The following is an 11,089-nucleotide window of genomic DNA, read 5'->3' on the forward strand; positions in this document are numbered from 1 at the left end:
TCGGGGGTCAGTGGGCGGCGGCCAGGAGGTCGAGCAGAGCGGCGGCGTAGGCGTCGTCAGCGGTCGGCGCCGTGAACACCCGCTCGGCGCCGAGCAGTTCGGTCCGTACCGCAAAGGCGTCCTCGTCCCCATGCAGCGACCGGAACGTGCCGCCGAGCAGCTCGCGAAGCTGATCTTCGCGGGGTAGCCACAGCGCCTCGTCCAGATCGACGTCGTCGAGCGCCCACTCGGTGGTGCCGTTGAAGCCGATGATCCGTCCGTCGGGGCGGTCGTGGACCTGGATCGTCATGTTGCTGAGTACGAAAAGTTCCTCGTCGAGGTCCCGGTCGGGGACCGTGAAACGGTCTCCCAGCTGCGGTTTCCAGGTCAGTCCGGCGGCTTTGAGCTGCCGCGCCACTTCTATGTCGAGCACCTCGCGGCCTCCTTCTCCATGCTAGGCTCCCCATCGTTGTCAGTTTGGTTCCCAAGTACTCAGGAGCGCCTGTGGGGAAGTCTGCCCCAGGCGCTCTTTGTCGTAACCCGGGTTTCTCCGGTAGGGGCGATCAGTACGACAGCACGAGACCCACAGAACGCGGGTCTTATTACCTCGTTCCCGTCCATAATGGTCGGGAATGATCGATCGTCGAGGAGACGAGCATGGTTACCGGTGTTGTGAAGTGGTTCAACGCGGACAAGGGCTTCGGGTTCATCACCCCGGACGACGGCGGCGCCGACGTCTTCGCCCACTTCTCTGCGATCCAGATGTCGGGCTACCGCGCCCTGGAGGAGAACCAGCGGGTTGAGTTCGAGGTGACCCAGGGCCAGAAGGGCCCGCAGGCCGCCAACATCCGCGCCCTCTGAGTCACGTCTGAACTTCGGCCGCATCGCGCGACCGACAGCGTGTAGAGACGGGTGTGTGAGGCCCGGGGTGCGCACGCGCCTCGACTTCGCACATCCGCGGTCAGCGCCGTGCCCCTCCGGGTGCGGCGCTGATGCTTTACCGGGCAGGACGCACCCGCCGGCGCCCCGAAGCGATGCACCGGAGGCCGCCTCGAACCGGCGCGCCGGAGGGTGCCTCGAACCGACGCGCCGGAGGGTCTGAGGATCGGTTTCGGTCAGACGGTGTTGGCCGAGCTGGGCGGCAGCGGCGCGGTGCCGCCGAGATGCGCCGGCAGCCACCAGCGGTCGTCGGGACCGGCGGGCTGGTCCGGGTAGGCCTGCTGGACCGCGTCGAGCAGCACGGTCAGCCGCTCCTTCAGCGTCGCTGTGATCGCCTCGGGTGTCGCGTCCGCGGGCACCGGGATCGCCTCGCCGATCTTGATGATGACCGGGACATGGCGTTTGGTCAGTTCCTTCTTGCGGCCCTTGGTCCAGAGCCGGTGCGGGCCCCAGACGGCCATCGGGATCAGCGGGACCGAGGCCTCCTGGGCCATCCGGGCCGCGCCCGACTTCAGCGCCTTGATGGTGAAGGACTCGCTGATCGTGGCTTCCGGGAAGACGCCGACGATCTCGCCGTTGCGCAGGGAGTCGATGGCGTGCTTGAAGGCCGCGGTACCGGCCTTGCGGTCGACCGGGATGTGCCGCATGCCGCGCATCAGCGGGCCACTGATCTTGTGATCGAAGACCTGCTTCTTCGCCATGAAACGGACCAGCCGCTTGGCCGGCTGGGCGCCGAACCCGCAGTAGATGAAGTCGAGATAGCTCGAGTGGTTACTGGCCAGCACCGCCCCGCCGGTGGTGGGGATGTGCTCGGCGCCCTCGACGGTGATCTTGTTGTCGAGAGCGCGGAACATCGTCTTGGCAAGGGCGACGACCGGGGGATACACCAGTTCCATGGCAGCACGGTAGCCGAACACGCCGGGAACGTCGCGGCGCGGCGGTGTGATTCGAGCCGGCCCGCCGTCGGCGCGGTGGCCACGGCGGACGCTGCGATCGTGGTGTTCACTGGTGTGCATGTCCGAACCCCTTCCGCAGACGTTCCTCCCGGACCGGCCGGGCGGGACGTGGTCGTCGGGGATGGTGACCGCTCACGGCGTACCGCCGCAGAGGTCTGAGCCGCCCGCACCGCCGGAGCCGCCCCGCCCCGATGGTGCGCAGCGGCGCAGGCGGCAGTTGATGATCTTCGGTGGGGTGGCCGGCGCGATACTCGCGGCCGGGATCACCGTGCTGCTCGTGGTGATCATCGGGGGTGACGGCGACCCCTTCGGCGATCGGGCCGAGCCACTCGCCGACCTCCGGCCCCCACTGGCCCGGGCCTGCCCGGCACCGAGCGTCTCACCCGGCGGCAAGGCGAGCCCGGCACCGAGCGCACCGGCCCCGGCCGCCGGTGAGCGGACGGTCGACGAGACCGCCGGGATCTCCTACCGGAAGTACGGCGCGCCGTGGATGCCCTGGACCGACGTGTGGAACGCGGGCACCCTCAAGGTCCCCTACCGGGCCGGGCAGCACTTCGTGACCGAGGTGTACCAGGGCGGGCGGTACCACGCCTCGATCCTGTCCGCGGCGGTCCCGGCGGCCGACAACGACGCGTTCACGCTCGACCTGCAATGTGTCGGCCGGCAGATCGCGGCGGACGTGCGCGCCGAGTACTACCCGCAGCCGAACACCATGGAGCCGCTGCGGGACGAGGTGACGACGCTCGGCGGACGACCGGCCTGGGTGAGCAAGTTCCGGCTCGCTTTCCGGCAGACGGGACTGACCGCCACCTCGGAACTCTCCGCGGTGGCGGTCGTCGACGTCGGCAAGCCGACGGCTGCGGTGCTCTACGTCTCCATTCCCGGCACCCACGACGAGTACGACCACGTCGTGGACGAGGTGCTGGAGTCGATCCGGCCGCTCTAGCTGCCGGTCAGGCCCCAGCGCTTGCGCAGGGCGCCGTCGGCGGCGTTGAAGAACTGGTCGACCAGGATGCCGATGACCAGAACCACGATGATGTACGCGAGCACCGCGACCGCGTCGTTCAGATCACGGGCGGTCTGCATCCGTACGCCGATCGACACCGTGCCCGGCACGATGACCAGCAGCTCACCGGCCATCAGGCTGCGCCAGGAGAACGCCCAGCCCTGCTTGAGCCCGGAGACGAAGGAGGGCAGCGACGCCGGAAGGATGAGGTGCCGGTACTTCGCGATGCCGGTCATGCCCATCACCTGGCCGACCCGCAGCCAGGTCCGCGGCACGTAGTCGATACCGCTGATCAGGCCGTTCGCCACCGACGGCGCGGCGCCGATGACGACCACGAAGAGGATGGCCTCCTCGCCGAGCTGGAAGAGCAGGATGGCGAGCGGGAACCACATGATCGACGGCATGGTCTGCAGGCCGGTGATCAGCGAGCCGATCGCGGCGCGCAGCGGCTTGAACTGGGAGACCGCCGCGCCGATCAGGGTGCCGATCGCCACGGCCAGCGCGAAGCCGGTGATGGCCCGGGTCATCGTCAGCCGTACGCCGTCCCAGAACTTCGGCTCGGTGATCAGCTCGCCCAGCTCGGTGAACACGTCAGCCGGGGGCGGCAGGACGTAGGCCGGCCGCCACTCGGACAGGTAGACCAGCTGCCAGGCGGCGATGACGATGGTGATGGCCAGCACCTTCGGCCAGGTGCTCGCCCAGATCCGCCTGCCGAGCTTGCCCTTCTCCTTGCTGGGGCCGAGCTCGAGGGCGTCGAGCCCGCTGACCTCGTCGGCCTGCTTCCGCTGTGCGACGGTTTCAGTTGGCATGGCGGGCGACCTCCGCGCGGAGCCGGTCGGTGATCTCGGCGGCCTGGCCGGAGACCTCGGGGGAGTCGATGCGCCGCGGACGCGGGTGGCCGATCTTGAAGTCCTCGATCACCCGGCCGGGCCGGCTGCTCAGCAGGATCACCCGGTCGCCGAGACGGACCGCCTCGCGGACGTTGTGGGTCACGAAGAGAACGGTCAGCTCCTGCTCGCGCCAGATCCGTTCCAGTTCGTCGTGCAGGAGGTCGCGGGTCATCGCGTCGAGCGCACCGAACGGCTCGTCCATCAGCAGGACGTCCGCGTTCTGGGCGAGCGCCCGGGCCAGCGCGACGCGCTGCCGCATGCCGCCGGAGAGCTCGTGCGGCCGTTTGTGGGAGAAACCGTCGAGCCGGACGATCTCGAGCAGTTCCTGGGCCCGCCTCCGGCGCTCCGCGCGGCCGACGCCCTGCAGCTTCAGCGGCAGTTCGACGTTGCCGGCCACCGAGAGCCAGGGGAAGAGGGCGGCCTCCTGGAACATCAGCGCGACGTGCCGCCCGCCGATGTCCAGGGTGCCGCTGGTGATCTTGTCGAGGCCGGCCACCAGCGAGAGCAGCGTGCTCTTGCCGCAGCCGGAAGCGCCCAGCAGGCAGACGAACTCGCCCTTGTCCACCTCAAGTGAGACGTGGTCGAGGGCGAGCAGGGCGCTGCTCCCCGAACCGTACTGCTTGGTGACGTCGTCGATCCGGACAACCGTGCTCATACTCGCCCTCCCTCGATCGCCTCGGATCAGGCCGCGGCGTCGCTGACCGCGGGCAGACCCTTGGCCTTCAGAAGCTCGTTCAGCAGCGTCAGGTCGTAGATGCCCTTGAGGTCCACCGGGTCGAGCAGGCCGACGTCCTCCGCGTGCTTGGCGCTCGTGAAGAGCGACGGCGCGATCGGGTCGTAGGTGAACTTCAGGTTCGCGAACGCGGCCTTGAGGATCTCGTCCTTCAGCGGCTTGCTGGTGAGGGTCTCGATCTGGCCGTTCGCGGCCTTCTGGGCCTCGTCGTTGTTGGCCTTGATGTACTCGACGGAGGCGATGTGGCCCTCGAGGAGCTTCTTGACCGTGCCGGGGTACTCCTTGAGGAACTTCTGGCTGACGATCAGGTGGGTGGTCACGAACTCCTGGTTCGGCCACAGCGTCTTCTCGTCGACCAGCACCTTGGCCTTCGACTCGAGGATCAGCTTGCTGTAGTTGGGCTCCGGCACCCAGGCGCCGTCGATGGTGCCCTGCGCGAAGGCCTGGATCGCGGTCGCGTTGTCCTGCGGCAGGACGGAGACGTCGCCGCCGCCGCTGGTGTCGGCGTTGAGGCCGTTCTGCTTCAGCCAGGCGCGCAGCGCGACGTCCTGGGTGTTGCCCAGCTGCGGGGTGGCGATCTTCTTGCCCTTGAGATCGGCGGGGGTGTTGATGCCCTCCCGGACGACCAGGCCGGCACCGCCCGAGGTGCTACCCGCGACGATCTTCAGCGCCTCGCCCTTGGACTTGGACCAGCCGTTGATTGCCGGGTTCGGGCCGATGTAGGTGGCGTCGATCGCACCGGAGAGCAGCGCCTCGATGGCGGCCGGGCCGGCGTTGAAGGTGGTGGCCTCCAGCTTGGTGCTGCCCAGCTTCTCGTCGAAGAACTTCTTGTTCACGCCGACCAGGGCGGGGGCGTGGGTGATGTTCGGGAAGTAGCCCAGCTTGACGGTGGTGGCCTCAGCGGCGTTGCCGGCGGCCGCCTCGGCGGCGGTCTTCTCGGGTTCCTTGGAGCCGCAGGCGGCCAGAGCGGTCGAGGTGACCAGGGCGGCCGTGGCGAGGGCGAGCGCACGTATGGGGCGGGAGCTCATGCTCACTCCTAATTTCGTTTCACTGAGATGCTGGAGAGTTCGGCCAGGGTCTTGTGGTCGACGACACCCTCGATGGCCGCTTCGACGGCGACCCACACGTCTTGCAGCGCCGTCGCCGCACCGTGGTAGGTCGCCGTGGACGTGGGCAGCCCCCGGATCGTGGTGAGGGCACCTCCGACGGCGCGGACCACGTCGCCGACGGTGATCTCCTCGGCCGGGCGGGCCAGGGCGTACCCGCCGTCCACTCCGCGATGGCTGTGCAGCAGCCCGGCGCGACGCAGATCGAGCAGGATGCCCTGCAGAAAACTGAGCGGGATGTCCTGGGCGGCCGCCAGTCCAGCGGCCTTCACCAGGTGTGGGTGCTCGGCGGTGACCGCCAGCATCGCGCGGACGGCGTAGTCGGTTCGAGCCGAGACGTACACGACGCGCTGCCCTCCCGCGGATACTTCGGTTAACCTATCTGTTGGATGGGAATACTGGAGCATGTGGGTTTAGTGCGTCAAGCCCGGTCCGTCTTCTGGGAATCCGGCAAATGGGGCGGCATCGGGGCGATCGGCGCCCGGTGTCCACCGCTGGAGTGACGGCGGCGACACTCGTCCGATTCGCGGCGGAAGATCGTGAACGGATATTGATGTATTTACTCGCCGTCGCCACTCGACTACGGAGGTGTGTCCGCTAGATTCGTACCGTGGCGCCCAAAATCAAGATCCCCGCGACGAAATACCCGGTCGAGCGGTTCACCCTCGGCAATGGTCTGCGCGTGGTCCTCTCCCCGGATCGCAGCGCGCCGGTCGTCGGTGTGGCAGTCGTCTACGACGTCGGCATCCGCAGTGAGCCGGAAGGCCGTACCGGTTTCGCCCACCTCTTCGAGCACCTGATGTTCCAGGGTTCGGAGAACCTGGAGAAACTGGCGCACTTCCGCCACGTACAGGGCGCCGGCGGCAGTTTCAACGGCTCCACCCACCTGGACTACACCGACTACTTCGAGGTTCTCCCATCCGGCGGCCTGGAGCGGGCGCTCTTCCTCGAGGCCGACCGCATGCGCGGCCCCCGGCTGACCGAGGAGAACCTGCGCAACCAGGTCGACGTGGTCAAGGAGGAGATCCGGGTCAACGTGCTGAACCGGCCGTACGGCGGGTTCCCCTGGCTCAAGCTGCCCCCGGTGATGTTCGGGACGTTCGCCAACGCCCACGACGGCTACGGCTCGTTCGAGGATCTGGAGAGCGCCACCGTCGAGGACGCGCGGGGCTTCTTCGACCGCTACTACGCCTGCGGCAACGCGGTGCTGTCGGTGGCCGGCGACTTCGACGTGGCCCAGGCGACCGCGATGATCGAGCGGCACTTCGGTGACGTCCAGGCCCGGCCCGCACCTCAGCTGCCCGACTTCGACGAGCCGGACCTGGCGGGCGAGCGGCGCGAGTCGTACACCGACCGGATCGCCCCGCTCCCGGCGGTGGCCGCCGCATGGCGCGTGCCCGACCCGATCGGCAACTTCGAGGACTATCTGCCGTACGTGGTACTCGCCGAGGTGCTCACCGACGGCGACGCGTCCCGCCTGGTCGAGCGGCTGGTCCAGCGCGACCGCACCGCCACGACGATGGGCGGATACCTCGGCTTCATGGGCGACGAATATCTGGTACGCAACCCGACCGCGCTGCTGCTGCAGGCGCACCTGCCGCCCGGCGGCGACGCGGACAAGGTGCTCCGGACCATCGACGAGGAGCTCGACCGGCTGGCCGCCGACGGCCTCAAGCCCGGTGAACTGGACCGGACCCAGGCCCGGATGGCGACCCGCGCGCTGCACGGCACCGACGACGTGCTCGGCCGGGCCCAGCCGATGGCCGTCCTCGAACTTCAGCGCGGCCGTCCCGGGCTGCTCAACGACCTGCCCAAGCTGATCAGCGAGGTCCGGCCGGAGCAGATCGCCGCCGCCGCGGCCACCCTGCGGCCGGAGCGCCGCGCATCCGTCGAAGTGATCCCGGGAGCCTCCTCGTGACCAAGCCCCTGCCCGACCTGGTGCCGGACGCCGAGCTGAACCTGCCGCGGGAGAGCGAGCGCACCCTCCCCAACGGCCTCACCGTGATCGCGATCCGCCGCGCGGCGGTGCCGCTGGTCGAGGTGCGGCTGCGCATCCCGTTCGCAGCCGCACAGCTGGGTCCGGCCACCCTGCTCTCCCAGGCGCTGTTCACCGGCACCAGCGGTATGAACAGCATCGACATCGCCGCCGAGCTACAGGCCGTCGGCGGCAGCCTGGCCGCCGGACTTGACCCGGACCGCCTGCTGATCAGCGGCAACGCGCTCGCCGACGGGCTCGACCGGACACTGGAACTGCTCGCCTCGGTGCTGACCGACGCCACCTACCCGGTCGAGGAGGTGTCCACCGAACGCGACCGGCTGGTCGACCACATCCAGGTCGCCCTGAGCCAGCCGGCGCACCTGGCCCGGGTCGCGCTCCTCAAACGGATGTACGGCGACCATCCGTACGCCGTGCAGACGCCCGGCCCCGAGGAGATCCGGGACCTGACCCCGGAGCCGCTGCGTGAGCTGCACGCCGGCCGGGTCCGTCCCGCGGGCGCGGTGCTGGTACTGGTCGGCGACATCGACCCGGACCAGGCCATCGACACCGCGGAGAAGGTACTCGGCGGCTGGACCGGCAGCGCTCCGGGCGGCAGTCTGCCCGGTACCCCGGCGCTGGCGCCCGGCCCGCTGCTGCTCGTGGACCGGCCCGGTTCGGTGCAGTCCTCGCTGCGGATGGCGCTGCCCGCGCTGACCCGTACCGACCCCGACTACGCCGCTCTCAACCTGGCCAACCTCGTGTTCGGCGGCTACTTCTCGTCCCGCTGGACGGAGAACATCCGCGAGGACAAGGGCTACACGTACGGGTCGTACTCGTCGATCGAGCACTACGTCGCGGGCTCCGCCCTGGTCGCCGCCGCCGAGGTGGCCACCGAGGTGACCGGCCCGTCCCTGCTCGAGACGGTGTACGAATTGGGCCGCATCGCGAGCCTCCCGCCCGGCGAGGAGGAGTTGGAGCAGGCCCGGCGCTACGCCCTCGGAACGCTCCGGCTCGGCATGTCGACGCAGGCCGGGCTCGCCGGTCTGGCCAGCGTGTACGCCGGTTTCGGGCTGCGGCTCGAGCACCTGCGGGAGTACTCGGCCGCGCTGTCGGCGGCCACCCGCGAGGAGGTCGCCGCGGCGGCCGCGAAGTACCTCGCACCGTCCCGGGCGGTGACCGTGGTCCTCGGCGACGCCGAGCGCATCGAGTCGCAGCTCTCCGCCCTGACCGTCGTGGAGCGCAGCGCAGCGTGATCAGCTCCGAACCGCCGAGCGTTCCTCCGCTCGCCCGTACCACCCTCGACCGCGCGGCCGAACACCGCCGGGACGAGGTATGGCTCGCCGCCGCCTGGGAACGTGGCCAGGTCCTCGTCGTGGACCTGGCCCAGGGCGGCCGGGCACTGGTCACCGATCGTCCCGACGGCGGCATCGCACTGATCCTGGTGCCGCCGTCGGAGGCGCCGGAGGCCGAGCGCTGGTTCCTCGGCGTCGGCCCGGACGGCACGCCGTACTGGGCCGTCGACGCCCCGCTCACCGCCGTCGGGGGCACCCGCACCGGCGATCTTCGTGCCGTCGGGCATCTGCTCGACGCCCTGGACACCGGCCTGCTGACCACGGCCGTCGCCCTCGGCAACTGGCACCGCAGCCACCAGTTCTCGCCGCGGACCGGGAAACCGACCGTCACGGTGGAGGCCGGCTGGGCACGGACCGACCCGGACGGCGTGATGATGTGGCCGCGGACCGACCCCGCGATGATCATCCTGGTGCACGACGGGGTGGCCGGGCCGCACGGGCGCTGTCTGCTCGGCCACAACGCGGGCTGGCCGGCACGACCGGACGGCGGCCGCCGGTTCTCCTGCCTGGCCGGGTTCGTCGAGGCGGGCGAGTCCGCCGAGGCCGCGGTGGCCCGGGAGGTGCTGGAGGAGGTCGGTGTCGATCTTTCCGAGATCCGGTACGAGGGAAGCCAGTCCTGGCCGTACCCCGGCTCTCTGATGCTCGGTTTCCACGGCGTCGCCGATCCGGCGCAGCCGCTGGTCCTGGATCCGGAGGAGATCGACGAGGCGCACTGGTTCACCCGCGAGGAGGTCGCCAAGATGACCGCCGGGGCGGGTGCGCAGTCGGTTCCGATGAGCTCGTCGATCGCGTTCTACCTGATCGAGAAGTGGTTGCTCGAAGATCAAGAAAAAAGTTCTGATTCCTGAGCAACCGATTCGAGGGGTCGTCGCGTCTTCTCTTCAAAGACGAGAGGGGAACCTGATGACTCAGGTGGAGGCGCCGGCGTGGACGCCGATGTCCGCGGACGAGCGGGAGGCGTTCGACCGCGATGGTTACATCGTCGTGCCGTCGGTGCTGAATGAGAGCGAGATCGAGGCCGGCCGGGCCGCGATCCTGGGGTATTACGAGAAGGCGAAGTCCGAGGGCGGGCTGAGCGCGACCGGTGCACTGCACCAGCTGTCGCCGATCGCGCACGTGCCCGAGCTGGCTTTCCTGATCGACCACCCCAAGGCTTTCAAGTACATCTGGTCACTGCTCGGGTGGAACCTGCACATCTACCACTCGCACATCGACGTGCACCCGAAGCTGCACGAGCAGCAGAAGGAGTGGTGGCACTGGCACCAGGACGGCGGCCGCCAGAACCGTGAGATCGAGACCGACCCGCGGCCGATGCTGTCGGTCAAGCTGGCGTACTGGTTCTCCGACGTGAGCGAGACCGGCCGTGGCAACTTCACCGTGCTGCCCGGTAGCCACAAGACCAACTGGCTGCCCGGCCCGCCGAGCCGTGGCGTTCCGTGGCCGCAGCCGGAGGGTGCGATCCAGATCACCGCGAACGCAGGCGACCTGGTCGTCTTCGACCGCCGCATCTGGCACGCCCGGTCGGACAACTACTCCGACATCACCCGGGTCGGTGCGTTCTTCGGCTACACCCCGCGCTGGATCGCCATGCGTGACGAGAACGCCGACCTGCCGAACCGGCCGGAGTGGGCGGGCTTCAACGACGTGCAGAAGCAGCTGCTCGGTGGCTTCGGCAACGGCGACGGCGACCACCAGTGGGGTCACTACCCGGAGACCACGCCGCTGTACGGCGCGCTCAAGGAGCGGGGCCTGCTCGACTCCAGCATCCCGGCGCTGATCCCGTAATTCTCAAGAAAGGAGGGCCGGTCCAGGACCGGCCCTCCTTTTCACATCACGCCGCGATGGCGGCGAGGTGCTGCTTGACCTGGACGATCGACGGGTTCGTCAGGGCGGAGCCGTCCGCGAACTTCAGCGTGGGCACGGTCTGGTTACCGCCGTTCACGCTGCGCACGAACGCGGCCGAGGCCTCGTCCTGCTCGATGTCGACGACCTCGTAGGCGATGCCCTCCCGGTCCAGCTGCGACTTGAGGCGGTGGCAGTACCCACACCAGGACGTCGAATACATGGTCAGCATCGGTCAGGACTCCTTCGATACAGGTCACACGGCGGTGCGGCTGACAAGCACAACACCCTGCCGGGGTGTCATGATT

At 69.2% G+C, this 11,089-nt stretch carries 13 protein-coding genes; 6 read left to right on the top strand and 7 right to left on the bottom strand.

Going from position 1 to position 11,089, the window contains the following annotated elements; all coding sequences use genetic code 11:
- Positions 1 to 7: 7 nt before the first annotated feature.
- Positions 8 to 412, bottom strand: coding sequence for a pilus assembly protein CpaE (locus AB0G04_RS02950; RefSeq protein WP_360975323.1), 405 nt, complete (start codon positions 410 to 412; stop codon positions 8 to 10).
- A gap of 224 nt (positions 413 to 636) precedes the next feature.
- On the opposite strand from AB0G04_RS02950, the gene AB0G04_RS02955 reads away from it, so the two are divergent.
- On the top strand, positions 637 to 840 hold the full coding sequence (locus AB0G04_RS02955) for a cold-shock protein (RefSeq protein WP_093619181.1): 204 nt from the start codon (positions 637 to 639) through the stop codon (positions 838 to 840).
- 254 nt (positions 841 to 1,094) lie between these two features.
- On the opposite strand, the gene AB0G04_RS02960 is transcribed toward AB0G04_RS02955, so the two are convergent.
- Positions 1,095 to 1,814 (bottom strand): lysophospholipid acyltransferase family protein, encoded by a 720-nt coding sequence (locus AB0G04_RS02960; protein ID WP_360975327.1) that lies wholly within the window; start codon positions 1,812 to 1,814, stop codon positions 1,095 to 1,097.
- A 118-nt stretch (positions 1,815 to 1,932) separates the two neighbouring features.
- Here AB0G04_RS02960 and AB0G04_RS02965 point away from each other — a divergent pair, with 118 nt between their 5' ends.
- A complete protein-coding gene (locus tag AB0G04_RS02965) occupies positions 1,933 to 2,820 on the top strand; it encodes a hypothetical protein (RefSeq protein WP_360975330.1) in 888 nt (295 codons plus the stop codon).
- Here the strand turns inward: AB0G04_RS02965 and AB0G04_RS02970 are convergent.
- Genes AB0G04_RS02970 through AB0G04_RS02985 form a run of 4 tightly spaced genes read right to left on the bottom strand, consistent with a single transcriptional unit; the run spans position 2,817 to position 5,953 of the window.
- Positions 2,817 to 3,689, bottom strand: a complete 873-nt coding sequence (locus AB0G04_RS02970) for an ABC transporter permease (protein WP_360975333.1) — start codon at positions 3,687 to 3,689, stop codon at positions 2,817 to 2,819. The genes AB0G04_RS02965 and AB0G04_RS02970 overlap by 4 nt on opposite strands.
- Complete coding sequence (locus AB0G04_RS02975; RefSeq protein WP_360975336.1) at positions 3,679 to 4,425, bottom strand: ABC transporter ATP-binding protein; 747 nt, start codon at positions 4,423 to 4,425, stop codon at positions 3,679 to 3,681. The genes AB0G04_RS02970 and AB0G04_RS02975 overlap by 11 nt, the downstream gene beginning before the upstream one ends.
- A 26-nt stretch (positions 4,426 to 4,451) precedes the next feature.
- On the bottom strand, positions 4,452 to 5,531 hold the full coding sequence (locus AB0G04_RS02980) for an ABC transporter substrate-binding protein (RefSeq protein ID WP_360975339.1): 1,080 nt from the start codon (positions 5,529 to 5,531) through the stop codon (positions 4,452 to 4,454).
- An 8-nt stretch (positions 5,532 to 5,539) separates the two neighbouring features.
- On the bottom strand, positions 5,540 to 5,953 hold the full coding sequence (locus AB0G04_RS02985; protein ID WP_360975342.1) for an Rrf2 family transcriptional regulator: 414 nt from the start codon (positions 5,951 to 5,953) through the stop codon (positions 5,540 to 5,542).
- Between the two features lie 266 nt (positions 5,954 to 6,219).
- Between AB0G04_RS02985 and AB0G04_RS02990 the strand changes: the two genes are divergently transcribed.
- From AB0G04_RS02990 to AB0G04_RS03005, 4 genes are read left to right on the top strand one after another with little or no spacing between them, the layout of a single operon-like run.
- Entirely contained in the window at positions 6,220 to 7,527 is a 1,308-nt protein-coding gene (locus AB0G04_RS02990; protein WP_360975345.1) for a pitrilysin family protein, read from the top strand.
- The gene (locus AB0G04_RS02995) at positions 7,524 to 8,840 is read left to right on the top strand and encodes a pitrilysin family protein (RefSeq protein ID WP_360975348.1); all 1,317 of its coding nucleotides are present in this window, start codon (positions 7,524 to 7,526) and stop codon (positions 8,838 to 8,840) included. The genes AB0G04_RS02990 and AB0G04_RS02995 overlap by 4 nt, the downstream gene beginning before the upstream one ends.
- Positions 8,840 to 9,787, top strand: a complete 948-nt coding sequence (nudC, locus tag AB0G04_RS03000; protein ID WP_360976236.1) for an NAD(+) diphosphatase — start codon at positions 8,840 to 8,842, stop codon at positions 9,785 to 9,787. Before AB0G04_RS02995 ends, nudC begins: the two co-directional genes overlap by 1 nt.
- A gap of 55 nt (positions 9,788 to 9,842) precedes the next feature.
- Positions 9,843 to 10,724, top strand: a complete 882-nt coding sequence (locus AB0G04_RS03005; protein ID WP_360975352.1) for a phytanoyl-CoA dioxygenase family protein — start codon at positions 9,843 to 9,845, stop codon at positions 10,722 to 10,724.
- Positions 10,725 to 10,770: 46 nt separating this feature from the next.
- On the opposite strand, the gene AB0G04_RS03010 is transcribed toward AB0G04_RS03005, so the two are convergent.
- Positions 10,771 to 11,013 (bottom strand): mycoredoxin, encoded by a 243-nt coding sequence (locus tag AB0G04_RS03010; RefSeq protein ID WP_360975355.1) that lies wholly within the window; start codon positions 11,011 to 11,013, stop codon positions 10,771 to 10,773.
- Positions 11,014 to 11,089: the final 76 nt, after the last annotated feature.

Source organism: Actinoplanes sp. NPDC023801 (assembly GCF_040639655.1).
In the GTDB taxonomy this organism is placed as follows: domain Bacteria; phylum Actinomycetota; class Actinomycetes; order Mycobacteriales; family Micromonosporaceae; genus Actinoplanes.